We start from the raw sequence: 16,475 nt of genomic DNA on the forward strand, positions 1-16,475 counted from the left end.
TATTTAATCTGATCAGGTGCTGTGTGCCATTTCACGCCGCTTGAACGGCCCGAACGGAATTTCGGACGGTGCAAATGTTTCGGCCGATGCCCGGTCCCAGCGGCTGTGCCAATCTGACAGCGCCGGAATTTCGGGGCCAGAGACCAGAAAACCTTCTGGCAGATAAGGGTAAACCTCGTTCCCATCCAGAAACTCGTTATCCTTTTGCCGAAACATAAAGTGATAGGGCATAAAACCGCGCGGGTCGCGCAACCCGGCTGCCCCGGTGATTTCGCCCAACGCATGGAGTGTGTTGTGGTGAAAACGGGCAACACGGTCGCTTTTATCGCCCACATCAATGGCGCGCTGGCGCATTGGATCCTGGGTGGCGATGCCAACCGGGCATTTATTGGTATGGCACGACTGCGCCTGAATACATCCCAGCGCAAACATGAAACCGCGCGCGGCATTACACCAGTCAGCGCCCATCGCCAGGGTCTGGGCAATATCAAACGCCGACACAATTTTACCCGCCGCGCCAATTTTTATATGCTCACGCACTCCGGCCCCGCGCAGGGCATTATGCACAAAGGTCAGGCCTTCATGCATCGGCATGCCAACGCGGTTGGCAAATTCAACCGGTGCGGCCCCGGTGCCGCCCTCCTTGCCATCAACCACAATAAAGTCAGGCAAGATTCCGGTTTTGAGCATCGCCTTGATAATGCACATAAATTCACGACGATGACCAATACACAGCTTAAAGCCAACCGGCTTGCCGCCCGAAAGATCGCGCAGCTTGCCGATAAATTCCATTAAGCCAACCGGCGTGGAAAAAGTGCTGTGCCCAGCGGGCGACACACAATCAATCCCCATCGGAATGCCCCGCGCCTCGGAAATTTCCTCGGTAATTTTGGCAGCAGGCAACATACCGCCATGGCCGGGTTTGGCCCCCTGGCTTAACTTCACTTCGATCATTTTGACCTGCGGGTCGGCAGCCGTTTCGGCGAATTTTTCTGCCGAAAAAGTCCCGTCCTCATTACGACAGCCAAAATAACCCGACGCTACCTGATAAATCAGATCACCGCCGCCCTGACGGTGATACCGGCTAATGCTGCCTTCGCCGGTATCGTGGGCAAAGCCGCCCTTTCGCGCGCCGGTATTCAACGCCAGAATGGCATTTCCCGAAAGCGAGCCAAAGCTCATGGCGGAAATATTGTAAAGACTGGCGTCATAGGGCTGCTTGCAGGCCGGGCCACCGACACGCACCCGAAAATCGGCATCGATAATGGCCGTCGGTGTGACCGAATGGGTCAACCAGGCATAGCCGGAACTGTAAACATCCTCAATCGTGCCAAACGGGCGTTTATCCTCAACCCCTTTAGCCCGCTGATAAACCAGTCCCCGGTCCTGACGGCTGAAGGGCAACTTTTCCTGATCCCCTTCCAGCATATACTGGCGAATTTCGGGGCGAAAACTTTCCAGAATAAACCGGATATGGCCGCTAACCGGATAGTTCCGCAAAATGGAATGCCTGTTCTGGCGAATGTCATACCAGCCCACCAGCATCAAGGCACCAAACACCAGGGCAGGCACCCATAACCACGCCCCCCAGAACGGCACACAAAGTACCGACACAATCGCAAGAAGCGTCACGCCTGCAAGAACCGCGTAACGTTGATACTGGATTAGGAAATTCAAGGTGAGCCTGTCCTGTCGAATAAAGCGGGAAAAAGGGTAGCGCAATTAGTTACCGTACCCGGCAACTGTAACCATTTCATCCACCTCAGCAAGCCTTGAATACCAAGACCAATACAGTCTGCGTAAAGAAACTGGCCAGAACATCATAGGGTACAGCAAAAAAACGAGCGCTTCGAATCTTCATTCACCGCCTAAAAAACCTGGATCTCAAAAAAAATAACCAGGTGAAAAAAAATATTGACCTGGATTTAAAAAAATAGCATCCTGGATCTAATGAATTCAACCGGAGAACGACAATGGAACCGACTAGATCCCTTGGCGATATAGCCAACAACATTGATTCACAAGTTCAAACCCTGACCGTATTGGTCGGGGAAAATTTAGGGTACACCACGCTAAAAACGTCGATGACACTACGCCAGTTCATTGACATGTCGTGGGTAGCCAACAAAAGTAACAACTCATCCCATGAGGCATTCAAAGAAGAAGCGATTGCTCAAAGAAACTTGATCCCTGCCCATGTCAAAGGTCTAGCCCAATACACGTTAATGGGACTTGTTAAGTCACAAGTTAGAATAAGAAACAAACAGGGAAAGTCGGTTTCAGAAGAAATTAAAAAAATCGCTTCATCATTACCAAATGGCCCGTATGCCTCATTACAACCTGTCGTTTGCAACATCAGGAATTGCCAGTTCGGGGGCACTGACTTACAGGTGCAACCGATAAAAGATCGACTAGATATTGATACTGGTGTTTACAAAGTCCCATTAGGACAACGTCAATTACTATATGTGGTTGACGGCCAACATCGACGCGCAGGATTTGAACAAGTTCTCGATTTTTTAAAAGATGTCTGCAGAACATACAAATATCCAAAACGAGGTATATTTTCACCTTCTAACTATAATGGAGAGATAATCAGTGAATCAGAAAACGAGTTTTGGCAAGATGTTCTTGATTTAGCCTTGACCCGATCGACACTTGCTATAGAAATCCATCTCGGATTGAATGCTGAGCAAGAACAGCAAATGTTTGTCGATCTAAACTCTAAATCAAAAACTGTCCAAGTTTCGTTTGTAAATAGCTTCGACCATGCTGACCCGATCAACAAATACATTAACGACGTACTAATTTCAGAAAAAATTTTGCCATTTCAACCTTCTGACGAAGATCAATCAGATTGGCACAAAGACAGAGGGCAACTAAAAAGAAAAGATTTAAAACAAATAAATAGCTTACTTTTACTTGGGAAAACGACCTCAAACACGGCCACTCCGTCTATCATCGAAGAGAGATCTGAGTTTGGTAGAAAATTTTGGAACGCTGTCTCGAATATTAAACACTTCGGAAAAGATGGTGCCAAAGCCAAAACTATTTCACAACAGCCTGTCGTATTAAAGGCATTAGCGAAACTATCTTTTGACCTCGGCTATGGAACACCTGCAATTAGAAATCAACAGTCTTTGAGCAAATTATTTTCCGAAATTAAAGATGGTAAACTAAGCTTTAGCCACGAAAACGAAGTATGGCGATCGTTATTTTACAATGAAGAAGATAGAAATAAAAAATTTCCCGGCATCGAGGAATATATATACATCCCAAGTCAAACCAACCTTGATGCAGGGACTTGGGATGAAGACAACAAATGGGTGAGATACGGATCGAGACACAATGACATTTATCCTCGCTTAGGAGATATCATTCGTTTTCAATTAGGTCTCCCCCCCCGTCCAACGGTAAAAAAGTCAATTGAAAACGACAAAAATAAGAAATTAGCCGAAGAACTTCTAAAGGACTTCGACTTGTCTTCTTTTGAGTAAAATGCCCGATACATTCCTCGAAAAATTCAACGTATCTTCCGTTACTAGTAAACAAAAAAGCCGCCCGGTTTCCCGGGCGGCAAGTTTTTAAGGGAGCATCACTTGATGCCGGGCTGCTGAAGGGAGCAGCCCTTTATGGGGTGCTGGCGAACAAATGCCCGAGATGGGGGTCTCAGGCTTTGCCGTAACCGCCACCACCCGGGGTCTCGATGATGAAAACATCACCGGGATTCATTTCGGCACCATCAGTGCCCTTAAGTTCAACAATGGTGCCATTGGTGCGTTCCACCGCGTTGCGGCCAAGCTTGCCCGGTTTGCCCCCGGCAACAGCCTGGACCGGCACACGGCGATGGTTGGACAGGATGGATGCCGTCATTTTTTCAAGGAAACGGATGCGGCGCACGGTGCCATCCCCGCCCTTGAATTCGCCATCGCCACCCGAACCGGTACGAATACCAAAGCTTTCCAGCAAGACCGGGAAACGCCATTCCAGCACTTCGGGGTCGGTCAGGCGGGAATTGGTCATGTGCGTATGCACACCCGACGTGCCATTATAGCCCGGACCAGCACCGGTGCCGCCGCAGATGGTTTCGTAATACTGGTGTTCGTCATTGCCATAGGTGAAGTTGTTCATGGTGCCCTGCGCGCCCGACATGGTGCCAAGGGCGGCATAAAGAGCATCGGTAACATGCTGGCTGGTTTCAACGTTTCCGGCCACAACCGCAGCAGGATGAACCGGGTTCAGCATCGAACCTTCGGGTACAATCAAATCCACCGGTTTCAGACAGCCGGCATTAAGCGGAATGTCATCATCCACCAGCGTTCTGAACACATACAGCACAGCCGCCCGTGTTACCGCAGATGGTGCGTTGAAGTTATTATCAAGCTGCGAGGATGTACCTGTGAAATCAACCGTTGCCGAACGGTCGGCCTTGTTGATGGTAACCTTGACACGCACAACCGCGCCATTATCCATTTCATAGGCAAATTCACCGTCATTCAGGCCTTCCAGCACGCGACGAACGCTTTCTTCGGCGTTGTCCTGCACATGTTTCATATAGGCATGAACCACATCAAGGCCGAAATGATCGACCATTTTACGCAGTTCCTGAACACCCTTTTCATTGGCGGCAATCTGGGCCTGCAAATCGGCAATGTTCTGATAAGGGTTGCGCGCCGGATAGGTCGCCCCTTCGAGCAGGGCAGTTAAACCGGCTTCATCGAACTTGCCCTGATCCACCAGTTTGAAATTGTCGATCAGAACGCCTTCTTCCTCAAGCACACGGGAATTGGGCGGCATGGAACCCGGCGTGATCCCGCCAACATCGGCATGGTGCCCGCGCGATGCCACATAAAACAGAATGTCCTTGCCTGCGTCGTCAAACACCGGGGTGATGGCGGTAATGTCGGGCAAATGGGTGCCGCCATTATAGGGATCGTTCAGGATATAAACGTCGCCCGCTTTCATTTTACCGGCGTTTTTGGTCATCACCGCCTGAACCGATTCCCCCATCGATCCCAGATGCACCGGCATATGTGGGGCATTGGCAATCAACAGGCCTTGCTGGTCAAACAGCGCACAGGAGAAATCCAGCCGTTCCTTGATATTGACAGAATAGGAGGTATTGGCAAGCGTTACACCCATCTGTTCAGCAATATTCATGAACAGATTGTTGAACACTTCCAGCATCACCGGGTCGGCTTCGGTGCCAATGGCTTCGGTGCGCTTTAAGGGCACAACACGCGTCACCACCAAATGGTCACGTCCATTGACCCTGGCTTCCCAGCCCGGATCAATCACGGTTGTGCCAACCGGTTCGACAATTACGCACGGGCCACTCACCACCGCGCCCGGCTTCATGTCTTCGCGCTTGTAAAACGGAGTCTGATGGGCTTCACCGCCAAATACCACCCGGCGGGTTGCAAGGGCCGTTACCTTGCTATCCCCGACTTCAACGGCTTGCGCATCGGGCAGGCTTTCGGTTTCGCCAATGGCTTCAACGGCCACGGCTTCCACCACCAGCGGCTTTTCTTCCATCACAAAGCCATAACGCTGTTTGTGCTGGTCTTCAAACTGGGCCTTGATGTCGTCCGCCGTGCCAAAATCAACGATGAGCGGATTATCCGTACCATCATAACGCAGATGCAGCTTTTTCAGCAGGCGGATTTTATCATCACCAATGCCCTGTTCGTGCAGTTCGGCACGGGCTTCAACACCCAGCTTATCAAGTTGCCGGTCCAGATTTGCCAGTTCTTCGGTTTTAAGACGGGCTTCAACGGCCTGTTCGCGCATCGCCCGAATATCGGCCAGCCCCATGCCATAGGCCGACAAAACCCCGGCAAACGGATGGACAAATACCCGCGTCATGCCCAGCGTATCGGCCACCTGGCAGGCATGCTGCCCGCCGGCCCCGCCGAAACATTGCAAAATATAATCCGACACATCATAGCCACGCTGCACCGAAATCTGCTTGATCGCGTTGGCCATATTTTCAACGGCAATGCGCAAAAAGCCTTCGGCGACTTCTTCGCTGGTCATGTCATTGCCCGTATCGGATTTAATTTTAGCCGCCATTTCGGCAAAGCGGGTTTTAACCGCTTCATCATCAAGCGGTTCGTTGCCTTCGGGGCCAAAAACCGGCGGGAAGAAATCGGGCTGAACCTTGCCCAGCATCACGTTAATATCGGTAACGGCCAGTTGCCCGCCCCGGCGATAGGCCGCCGGCCCGGGATTGGCCCCGGCACTGTCCGGGCCAACCCGAAAACGCGAACCATCAAAATGCAGGATCGACCCGCCACCTGCGGCAACGGTGTGAATTTTCATCATCGGCGCGCGCATCCGCACCCCGGCGACCTGGGTTTCAAAATCGCGTTCATATTCGCCGTCATAATGCGAAACGTCGGTCGAGGTGCCGCCCATGTCAAAGCCGATGACCTGTTGATAGCCATCCATTTCGGCTGTGCGAACCATGCCGACAACACCGCCCGCCGGACCGGACAAAATGGCATCCTTGCCCTGGAATTTTGACGCATCGGTCAAACCGCCATTGGACTGCATGAACATCAGTTTCACACCGCCAAGCTGGCCTGCAACCTGATCGACATAGCGCCGCAAAATCGGCGACAGATAGGCATCAACAACGGTGGTATCGCCGCGCGAGACCAGTTTCATCAGCGGGCTGACTTCGTGGCTGACCGAAACCTGGGTAAAGCCGATATCCCGGGCAATTTCAGCCGCCGCCACCTCGTGCGCGCTATAGCGATAGCCGTGCATAAACACAATGGCACAGGCACGAATGCCGTCGTCAAAGGCGGTTTGCAAATCGTAACGCAAACAGTCACGATCCAGCGCTGTCAGTTCCTCGCCCTGGGCGTTAAACCGTTCGGACGCCTCGATCACCTGCTCATACAGGCTTTCGGGCAGTTTAATGTTGCGATCAAACAGCCGGGGCCGGTTTTGATAGGCAATGCGCAGGGCATCCCGGAAGCCCGCTGTGGTAACCAGAACAGTCCGGTCACCTTTGCGTTCCAAAAGCGCATTGGTGGCAACCGTTGTGCCCATTTTAACAGCGTCGATCATATGCGCCGGAATGGCATCACCAGGGGCGACATTTAACAATTCACGAATGCCCTGAATGGCGGCATCCTTATAACGTTCCGGATTTTCCGAAAGCAGCTTGTGGGTTAAAAGTGTTCCATCGGGCTTGCGGGCAACAATATCGGTAAAGGTGCCGCCACGGTCCACCCAGAACTGCCATTTTGCGGTATCAGCGGTGTTGGTTCGGGTCGTGTTTTGGTCAAGCGAAGCCATGATGCTTACTCCTTCAGCATCCGAAATTCAGAAATAGCAAGAAAGCAGGACCGGCAATGCCGGTCGCACATTGCCTAGTTCATTTGCGTCGGCAGCCAGGTGGCAATGCCGGGGAAAATCGTGATCAGGGCCACAGCCGCCATCAGCAGAAAGAAAAACGGCAGGGCCGCAAGGGCGATGGAAAACAGGTTTTTCCCGGTAAGCCCTTGCAAAACAAAAAGGTTAAAGCCAACAGGCGGGGTGATTTGCGACATTTCAACCACCAGAACCACATAAATGCCAAACCATAAAAGGTCGATATTTGCGGCCTGTACCATAGGCAGGATGACCGATGTGGTCAGCACCACCACCGAAATACCATCGAGAAAACAGCCCATAACGATAAAGAACAGGGTCAACATCGCAAGCAGGGCATAGGGCGACAGGTTCATATCCGAAATCAACCCGGCCAGTTCCCGCGGGATACCGGTAAAGCCCATGGCGACGGTTAATATCGACGCCCCGGCCAAAATAAAGCAGATCATACAGGATGTACGGGTCGCCCCCATCAGGCCATCGACAAAGCTGGCCCAGTTCAGGGTGCGGCTGAAGCCCGATAAAACCAGCGCGCCAACCACACCAAAGGCCGCGGCCTCGGTCGGGGTGGCAATACCGCCATAAATAGAGCCAATAACAGCGGTAATCAGCAAGATCACCGGAATAAGCCGGCCCGACGCCCGGATTTTATCCATGAAAGGCATACTCGGCGCTGCGGGGGGCATTTTGTCCTTGTGAATGGTTGCCCAGATCATGACAAAGCCCATAAACATGACAATCAGCATAATCCCCGGCAACACACCGGCAATAAACAGCCGCGCAATGGAAAGTTCGGCCGACACGCCATAGACAATCAGAATAATTGACGGCGGAATAAGCAAACCCAGCGTGCCAGACCCGGCAAGGGTGCCCAAAATCAGCTTGTCGGCATAGCCCTGCTTGCGCAGTTCGGGGATCGACATGCGGCCAATGGTGGCCGCTGTTGCCGCCGAGGACCCCGACACAGCAGCGAAAATGCCGCAGCCCAGAATATTCACATGCAACAGGCGACCGGGCAATTTGTTAAGCCACGGGGCCAGGCCGGTAAACATGTCTTCGGACAGACGGGACCGAAACAGGATTTCGCCCATCCAGATAAAAAGCGGCAATGGCGCAAGCGACCAGGTGGCAATGCTGCTCCAGGCGGTGGTTGCCATAACCGGGCCGGTTTGCGCGCCCGAAAAGAATTCAAGACCAATGATGCCAATGGCAAACAGCGACAATGCAACCCACAGACCTGCGCCGAGAAACAAAAACAGCAGCGCCATCAGGAACAGGCCGATTTCAAGTACTTCCATAGTAACCTTACTCCCCTATTCGGTCATGTCGCTGGTTTCGCGATCGGCAAAAACAGTTGCGCGACCACAAATCGTATCGATAAGCCCTTCGACCAGGGCCAGTGTCAGCATCGCCAGACCAAAGGTCATGGCCGTTTGCGGTATCCATAACGGGAAGGCCAGCACACCGGCCGAGGCATCGCCATATGAATAACTTTCCTGCGACAGCACGCCCATCCACCAGGTAAAATACCCGGCCAGAAACACGGCAAATACCAGCGTTAGCAATTCCATAACCCGGCGCGCGGTGCCCTGAAGATGGCTGATAACCAGCAACACCCGAATATGCGACCCCTGCCGCAAGGACGGCCCAAGGGCAAGAAACGTACCCGCGGCCAGGCAAAAACCTGCCAGTTCATTGGCATCGGGGATGACATGGCCCAACAGGCGCCCAATGGACTGTGAAAGAATAAGCAGTGCGATCGTCACCAGAAACACAGCTGCCAAAATCGATGTTATTCCAAAAAGAATATCCAGTGATTTACGCACAACAATCCCCTTTCCGCCCGGCATACCCGGTGGTTGACATTGATAGACAGAATATCATTTTGACGGTTGGTTGTCCGGGGTCTGGATTGGCATCAGACCCCGGCACCCACAGGGAGGATGTTATTTCTTGTAGGCGTCGATAATAGCCTGGCCTTCGGCGCCGGTTTCTTTCAACCAGTCCGCCACCATTTTATCACCAACTTTTGCCAGGCCGTCTTTAAGTTCGGCACTGGGGGCGGCAACATTCATGCCGTTTTCTTTAAGTTCGGCTTTTTTGGCATCGGCTTCTGCCATGCTCATTTTCCAGCCGCGGTCCTCGGCTTTGGCTGCCGCATCCATCACGGCTTTCTGCACGTCTGCCGACAGGTGATCAAACGATTTGGCATTTACGATCACCATGTTTTTGGGCAACCATGCCTGCACGTCATAAAAATTATCAACAAAGTCCCATGCCTTGGAATTGGCACCGGTCGAAGGTGAAGTCATCATGGCTTCAACAATGCCGGTGGCAAAGGCAGTCGGAATTTCGGGTACTTCAACCTGGGTTGCAACCATGCCGGTCAGTTGGGCCAACTGCGAGGTGGTGGTGTTATATGCCCGGAATTTAAGCCCCTTAAGATCGGCAACCGAATTGACTTCCTTGGCGGTGTAAAGGCCCTGTGACGGCCACGGAACCGCATAAAGAACTTTCAGGCCGTCTTTTTCCAGCTTGGCTTCAATGGCCTGGCGCGATGCATCCCACAGTTTTTTGGCATCATCATAGCTGGTTGCCAGGAACGGGATCGCATCGACGGTGTAAATCGGGTCTTCATTGGCCAGCAGCGAAATCAGCACTTCGCCAATCGGCACCAGGCCACGTTGCACTGACCGTTTGATTTCCGCGTGTTTAAACAGCGAGCCACCCGAATGAACCGTCAGGGCCAGTTCGCCATTGGTTGCAGTTTCGATATCCTTGGCAAATTCCACAATGTTCTGGGTATGGAATGTTGCATCAGGATAAGGCGTTGCCATGTCCCATTTTTCAGCCGCCATTGCCGCCCCTGCCGAAAAAGTCATCGCCGCCAGAGCAACTGCCGAAAGAGCTTTCTTCATCATTTTTCAGTCTCCCATTTTTGGTTTTTGGATCAGCCTTCCAACAAAACGGTCACATTTTATCGTTATTTTGTCAACGTCATTTCAAGGCAGCCATGCAAAAAGCTGGATGCACATTTTTTAATCATCCCAAACCAGGGCCAATCCGTTGAAACAAAAAGCGCATTCGTTAAATCTGATACGTATTGTGCAATTATGAAAAAACAAAACGGCGGCTTCCGATTCAGGAAACCGCCGCTTTTTTGAATGATTTTTTAAAAAACCAGACTCGAAACGTTAAAAAAACGCCCCGGTTTTACATGGCACTGGCCGAGCGCGATGCCTGGTCATAAACCCCCGAAATCGCGCGCAGGGTTTTGGCCACATCGCCAACTTCTGCACGGTTAACACCAAGGCGTTCAAATGTTTCGATCAGGCAGGCTTCGCGCACTTCACGATAACGCTGGCACAATTCGCGACCTTCTTTCGAGGTGGCATAATGCACTTCCTTGCCCCGTTTAATGCCATCAACAAACCCCAGTTTGCGCAGTTTCTTCAGCGCATAATTCACCAGATGGCTGTCTTCGACATTTAGAACAAAACAGACTTCGGACAGGCTTTTTTCGCGTTCACGAGAATTGACGTTATGCAGAACAAGAATATCCAGAATGGAAAGATCCGGCACCCCGGCGGCCCGCATACAGCGCACAACCCACCGGTTAAAGGCGTTGCCCGACAAGGTTAGCGCAAATTCAAGTTCGGATAATTCAGCTGCACGCTCGGAAACCAAATGCGATGACGAGACGATATATTGTTTATCTGCCATGTTCGACGTTCCAGTTCTTTTTATAATATATACAACCGAACCGCGTATCGAATGGCACAATCATCCGATCGGTAGAAAACGGTTTATCGTTGTTTTATCGTAAAAAAAGGTGCATCGACAAGCGTAGATGCACCTTCCTTTATCAACAACTTGTCATCAAAGCGCGCGCATTCTGGTAAGGAAGCCGGTAATCTCCTGCTGAAGATGGTTATTTTGCGTTCCCAGATCATTGGCAGACTGGTTTACATCGTTGGCCGCAACATTGGTTTTGGACACAGCACCGCTCACCCCGACCATCGCCGACGATATTTCTTCGGTGCCACTTGCTGCCTGTTCAACATTTTGCGAAATCTCGCTGGTGGCAGCGGTTTGTTCCTCGATCGCGGCAGCAACAGCCGCGGCACGTTCGCTGATTTCTGAAATCATGCCGACAATTTCCTCGATCGCGGTTACCGCATCGCGCGAGGCTCCCTGAATACCGGTAACCTGTGCCGTAATTTCCTGGGTGGCACGCCCGGTTTGGGTCGCCAGGTTTTTAACCTCGCTTGCAACCACGGCAAACCCCTTGCCCGCATCACCTGCACGGGCCGCTTCAATCGTGGCATTCAAGGCCAGCAAATTGGTTTGTCCGGCAATATCGCTGATCAGGCCAATCACTTCGCCAATACGGATCGCGGCATTATCAAGCCCCTGAATATTATCGCTGGTAATACGGGCCCGTTCCGATGCGGCCAGGGCCATGTTTGACGTATCACTAACCTGCGACGAAATTTCATTGATCGATGCCGAAAGCTCGGTTGCTGCCGTCGCCACCAGTTGCACATTGGCCGATGCTTCCTCGGTGCCGGCCGAAACCGCAACCGATTGCTTGCTGGCGATATCAGCACTTTCGCGCAACACCCCCGAAGATTGATGCAACCTCTCAACAGCCTGGTCCACAGATGCCATAACCTTGACAACGACTTCGTCAAATTCACGAATGTTGCGTTCCTGGGCTTCCATGCGCAAACGGCGGCGTTCTTCCTGCTTGCGTTGTTCTTCCTCAAGTTTGCGACGCTCGATACCGTTTTCACGAAACACCAGCACCGCCCGCCCCATCTCGCCAATTTCGTCCTTGCGCGATGCCTCTGACAAATCGACAGAAAAATCGTTATCAGCCAGCCGCGTCATTTTTCCGGTCAGGGCCGTAATTGCCGCCACAATCGCGCGCGACAGCAACCCGCAAAGCACAATCAGAACCAGCGCCCCAATGACGAAGGCGGCAATGCTGAACCGCAAACCATTTTCGGCAATCATTTCCGCTTCTGCACGTTTGTCTTCGGCATAGGCTTCAATTTCACTCAACAAGGCATCAAGCAACGGTTCGGCCTGGGAGAAATAGTCACTTAAAATCGTCAGCGATTGTTCACGCGCCAATATGGCATCAGCAACGCCTTTGAAATCAGAGACATACGATGTTATCAGCTTTTCCAGCGTGGCTTTTTTATCTGCCGGAATATCGGTATTGCTGGCAAGGGCTGCCTTGAATTCGGCAAGGCGCTGGTCAATTTCGCCGATATATTTGGGGTCCATTCGCGCCAGAAAATCCTTTTCGTGGCGCCGCATCATCAACATCAAAATTGTCAGCTTGTCGGCATTATATGTTTTAAGTTCGCCTTCAACATCATGAACCGAGTTTCGCAATTTGCCCATCAGGCCGCTTTTTTCGTCCAGACCGATCTGGCGTTGCAGGGCAACGATATCGGCAAATGCCGTGGCGTATTTGGTAAACAAACCTTCGATCTGAACAATCTGTTCGTTATGCCTCGCCATTTCGGGCCGCGTTTTAAGTGTGGCTAATCCCGAAATAACATTGTTAACAGTCTGCCCATGCAATTCGACATAAGTGTCTTCCTTGCGCAGTAAAAAATCTTTTTCCCGGCGACGGGCGTTTAAAAACTCCATTCCGACATCATTAATCAGATTCCGGTCGCTCGTTGCTGCCATTGACGCAGTTTCTGCATCACGCCTTGACTGATCCGACACAAACTGACTGATCGCAACAAAAACAAACACAATTAAAGCCGCTATTCCGATAAGGGAAATCTGGTAGATCAGCTTAAAACGTGAAAGAAACTTCATAAAGTGGTCCGCCGCTCGGTTTAAAACACATATCACGGCTTGTTACGTGGCCACGCCCCTGCCAAATTCAATATCGTTGATGAAACAAAAATGCATATATCCGGGGTTTTGCCATGCAGGCTTGCCCTGCCGGCATTGGTATCTTATTTGTCAGGCAACATAACTTTCCGCTGGCGCCGTGTTTCGTTGCACCGCCCTATTTCACGATCGGAGCATTGAGACCATGAGCATTTGGGGAAAAATTATTGGCGGCGCAGCAGGTTTTGCCCTGGGCGGGCCGCTGGGCGCCATTTTGGGCGCAACAGCAGGCCATATGGTCGACAAAGCCAATGATGGCGGCTTTAACCAGGAACGCATTTCATCACAAGGCGGGCCATGGGGCCAAAGCTGGGGTCAGGGTGCCGGCCAGTTCGGCGGTGCCGACCCGCGCCAGATCGCCTTTGCCACCGGCGTTATCGTGCTGGCAGCCAAAATGGCCAAGGCCGACGGCAACGTCACCCGCGAGGAAATCAACGCCTTTAAACGGTTGTTTCATGTCACGGGGCCAGATGCCGCCCAGGTTGGACAAATTTTTGATGCCGCCCGCCGATCGCCTGACGGGTACGAACCTTATGCCCGCCAGATTGCGCAAATGTTTGCCGGCGAACGCGCTGTTTTGGAAAGCATCCTTGAGGCCCTGCACCAGATTGCCCTGTCTGATGGCAATTTGCACCCTGCAGAAAAGGAATATTTGCGCAAGGTTGCCAATATTTTTGGCTTTGCCGATGTTGATTTTGACCGCGTTCACCAGGGCAACACCGCCCCGTCGGGCCAGCTTGACCCTTATAAACAGCTTGGCCTGACCCGTTCTGCCAGCAACGAGGAATTAAAGGCTGCCCATCGCAAACTTTCGCGCGAAAACCACCCCGACCTGTTAATGGCCAAGGGGATGCCCGAAGAATTTGTCGAACAGGCCAACGAAAAAATGGCGCGCATCAATGCCGCCTGGGACCAGATTTGCAAGGAACGCAATATCTGATCCCTGCATCATAAACACGCATCGTCGCAGGCATCAAAGCCCGATGGTGCTGGCATGATTGCAAAAACACCCTGCCCGCGTGCTTTTGCACGGCTGCTGTGCCCGGTGAAATCATGATTTCACTTGCACAACAGCGCTTTTTGCGGTTTGCAGGGGGCAACATTTACACCGGTTTTAAGGTTTTGGTTTTTCATGGCGCCACCGCTGATCAATATTAACGACATCCGCCTGACCTTTGGCGGCAATGATCTGTTTTCCGATGTGTCGCTGGCGATTGGCGACCGCGACCGCCTGTGCCTGGTTGGGCGCAATGGCGGCGGCAAATCAACCCTGCTTAAAATCATCGCCGGCGAGATCGAGGCCGATGGCGGCGAACGATTTGTCCAGCCGGGCTGCAAGGTGGCCTATCTGGCGCAGGAACCCCGTTTTGATAAATACAGCACGGTCGAGGAATATGTTCTCGACGCGCTGGACGATCACGAACAGGATTACGCCTATCGCGCCTATATGCTGCTCGATGCTGTTAAAATCGACCCGCAAGCCGACCCCAACACTCTTTCAGGCGGTGAAGGCCGCCGGGCCGCGATTGCCCGCGCCCTGATTGCCGACCCGCAGGTTTTGCTGCTGGACGAACCAACCAACCATTTGGACTTGCCAACGATTGAATGGCTGGAAAGCGAGATCAAGGCGTTTCGGGGTGCCGTCGTGGTGATTTCGCACGACCGGGCATTTTTGAACGCGGTATCAAACGGGGTCCTGTGGCTGGATCGGGGCGTCATGCGCCGCAATGATCAAAACTTTGCCCTGTTTGATGACTGGTCCGAAGAAGTTTATCGCAAGGAAGCCGAAGAACGCGCCAAACTGGATAAACTGATTGCGCAAGAATCAGTTTGGGCGGTTCAGGGCATTTCGGCGCGCCGCAAACGCAACCAGGGCCGTTTGCGCCGGTTATATGACATGCGCCATGAACGGTCCCAGCAGGAAGGCCGCATTGGCAATGTGTCGCTGGCATCCGATGCCGGGTCCACATCGGGCAAGGTGGTGATTGAAGCCACCGAAATTGGCAAATCATGGGAAGACAAACACATTATTTCCGGCTTTTCGACCCGCATTTTGCGCGGCGACAAGGTCGGTATTATTGGCCCGAACGGGGCGGGTAAAACCACCCTTTTGAAAATGCTGACCGGCCAGATCGAACCCGACGAAGGCACCATCAAAATCGGCACCAACCTGACGCCAACCTATTTTGACCAGAAACGTGCCGCGCTGGACGATACCAAAACCCTGTGGGATACCCTGTGCGATGTGGGCGGCGACCAGATCATGGTGCGTGGCAACCCGCGCCATGTGGTTAGCTATCTACGCGATTTCCTGTTTGATGAAAAACAGGCCCGCAGCCCCGTTGGGGCCCTGTCGGGGGGCGAGCGTAACCGGCTGTTGCTGGCAAAACAGCTGGCAAAGCCCACCAATCTTCTGATCATGGACGAACCGACCAACGACCTTGATATGGATACGCTGGACCTGTTGCAGGAAATGCTGTCGGAATATGAAGGTACGCTGATCCTTGTCAGCCATGACCGTGACTTTCTGGACCGGGTTGTTACATCGTCCATCGTCATGGAAGGCAATGGCATTGCCACCGAATATCCCGGTGGTTATTCCGATTATGTGCATTTGCGCGCCCTTTCGGCCAAGGCCGAACCGGAAAATGCCACATCGAACACCAAACCGATCAAACGCGGTGGTGGCAAGGGGGGCAATGCCGCCCCGGCCAAACCCAAAAGCAAGGCCAAGTTAAGTTACAAGGACCAGCGTGATTACGACACGCTGCCCGGTCAGATTGAAAAACTCGAAGCCGAGATAACCCAAATCGAAGCAGACCTTGCCGACGGGACGCTTTTTACCTCCAACCCCGATGCGTTTCAAAAGAAACTGGACCGGATGGAGGCCGCCCGCGCCGAAGCTGCCAAAGCCGAGGAACGCTGGCTGGAAGTTGAAATGATGCGCGACGAACTGGGCATTGAATAACAGCTGCTCCGCGTAAGATCTGCTCGCAGATCCAAGGCCAGCCTCACAGCAGGTGCCACCTGGCTTGTCGGCAAATACGCAGAGGCGGCACAAAACACCCCCGCCCACCAGCGGCAAATAAACAGACAGAGAGAACCCGCCGGTTCTCTCTGTTTTTGTTTTCAAACCCGATTGGCAGGTATGGCCGCACGCAAAAATACGT

Annotated in this window: 10 protein-coding genes; 3 read left to right on the forward strand and 7 right to left on the reverse strand. The window is 52.4% G+C overall.

Annotated features, from left to right (window positions below; genetic code table 11):
- Nucleotides 1–12: 12 nt before the first annotated feature.
- Complete coding sequence (locus tag THS27_RS03220) at nucleotides 13–1,677, reverse strand: FMN-binding glutamate synthase family protein (RefSeq protein ID WP_085587820.1); 1,665 nt, start codon at nucleotides 1,675–1,677, stop codon at nucleotides 13–15.
- Nucleotides 1,678–1,973: 296 nt separating this feature from the next.
- Between THS27_RS03220 and THS27_RS03225 the strand changes: the two genes are divergently transcribed.
- The gene (locus THS27_RS03225; protein WP_085587822.1) at nucleotides 1,974–3,497 is read left to right on the forward strand and encodes a DNA sulfur modification protein DndB; all 1,524 of its coding nucleotides are present in this window, start codon (nucleotides 1,974–1,976) and stop codon (nucleotides 3,495–3,497) included.
- 172 nt (nucleotides 3,498–3,669) lie between these two features.
- On the opposite strand, the gene THS27_RS03230 is transcribed toward THS27_RS03225, so the two are convergent.
- From THS27_RS03230 to THS27_RS03260, 6 genes are all read right to left on the reverse strand, one after another.
- Nucleotides 3,670–7,308 carry a hydantoinase B/oxoprolinase family protein gene (locus THS27_RS03230; RefSeq protein ID WP_085587824.1) on the reverse strand — a complete coding sequence of 1,213 codons (3,639 nt, stop codon included), beginning with the start codon at nucleotides 7,306–7,308 and terminating at the stop codon, nucleotides 3,670–3,672.
- A 74-nt stretch (nucleotides 7,309–7,382) separates the two neighbouring features.
- Nucleotides 7,383–8,681, reverse strand: a complete 1,299-nt coding sequence (locus THS27_RS03235) for a TRAP transporter large permease (protein WP_085587826.1) — start codon at nucleotides 8,679–8,681, stop codon at nucleotides 7,383–7,385.
- A 15-nt stretch (nucleotides 8,682–8,696) separates the two neighbouring features.
- Entirely contained in the window at nucleotides 8,697–9,209 is a 513-nt protein-coding gene (locus THS27_RS03240) for a TRAP transporter small permease (RefSeq protein ID WP_085588257.1), read from the reverse strand.
- Between the two features lie 120 nt (nucleotides 9,210–9,329).
- On the reverse strand, nucleotides 9,330–10,304 hold the full coding sequence (locus tag THS27_RS03245) for a TRAP transporter substrate-binding protein (protein ID WP_085587828.1): 975 nt from the start codon (nucleotides 10,302–10,304) through the stop codon (nucleotides 9,330–9,332).
- Between the two features lie 292 nt (nucleotides 10,305–10,596).
- Nucleotides 10,597–11,106: a winged helix DNA-binding protein gene (locus THS27_RS03255; protein ID WP_085587831.1), complete on the reverse strand. Its 510-nt coding sequence runs from the start codon at nucleotides 11,104–11,106 to the stop codon at nucleotides 10,597–10,599.
- Between the two features lie 156 nt (nucleotides 11,107–11,262).
- Nucleotides 11,263–13,227, reverse strand: coding sequence for a methyl-accepting chemotaxis protein (locus THS27_RS03260; RefSeq protein WP_085587833.1), 1,965 nt, complete (start codon nucleotides 13,225–13,227; stop codon nucleotides 11,263–11,265).
- A gap of 223 nt (nucleotides 13,228–13,450) precedes the next feature.
- On the opposite strand from THS27_RS03260, the gene THS27_RS03265 reads away from it, so the two are divergent.
- On the forward strand, nucleotides 13,451–14,245 hold the full coding sequence (locus tag THS27_RS03265) for a TerB family tellurite resistance protein (protein WP_085587835.1): 795 nt from the start codon (nucleotides 13,451–13,453) through the stop codon (nucleotides 14,243–14,245).
- Nucleotides 14,246–14,437: 192 nt separating this feature from the next.
- Complete coding sequence (locus THS27_RS03270; protein WP_085587837.1) at nucleotides 14,438–16,273, forward strand: ATP-binding cassette domain-containing protein; 1,836 nt, start codon at nucleotides 14,438–14,440, stop codon at nucleotides 16,271–16,273.
- Nucleotides 16,274–16,475: the final 202 nt, after the last annotated feature.

It is taken from the genome of Thalassospira sp. MCCC 1A01428 (assembly GCF_002115825.1).
Taxonomy (GTDB): Bacteria; Pseudomonadota; Alphaproteobacteria; order Rhodospirillales; family Thalassospiraceae; genus Thalassospira.

What these genes read in the sequence shown, in the direction of transcription:
- THS27_RS03255 (WP_085587831.1), bottom strand. Translation starts at nt 11,106, where the DNA reads ATGGCAGATAAACAATATATCGTCTCGTCATCGCATTTGGTTTCCGAG.
- THS27_RS03225 (WP_085587822.1), top strand. Translation starts at nt 1,974, where the DNA reads ATGGAACCGACTAGATCCCTTGGCGATATAGCCAACAACATTGATTCA.
- THS27_RS03260 (WP_085587833.1), bottom strand. Translation starts at nt 13,227, where the DNA reads ATGAAGTTTCTTTCACGTTTTAAGCTGATCTACCAGATTTCCCTTATC.
- THS27_RS03235 (WP_085587826.1), bottom strand. Translation starts at nt 8,681, where the DNA reads ATGGAAGTACTTGAAATCGGCCTGTTCCTGATGGCGCTGCTGTTTTTG.
- THS27_RS03270 (WP_085587837.1), top strand. Translation starts at nt 14,438, where the DNA reads ATGGCGCCACCGCTGATCAATATTAACGACATCCGCCTGACCTTTGGC.
- THS27_RS03245 (WP_085587828.1), bottom strand. Translation starts at nt 10,304, where the DNA reads ATGATGAAGAAAGCTCTTTCGGCAGTTGCTCTGGCGGCGATGACTTTT.
- THS27_RS03230 (WP_085587824.1), bottom strand. Translation starts at nt 7,308, where the DNA reads ATGGCTTCGCTTGACCAAAACACGACCCGAACCAACACCGCTGATACC.
- THS27_RS03265 (WP_085587835.1), top strand. Translation starts at nt 13,451, where the DNA reads ATGAGCATTTGGGGAAAAATTATTGGCGGCGCAGCAGGTTTTGCCCTG.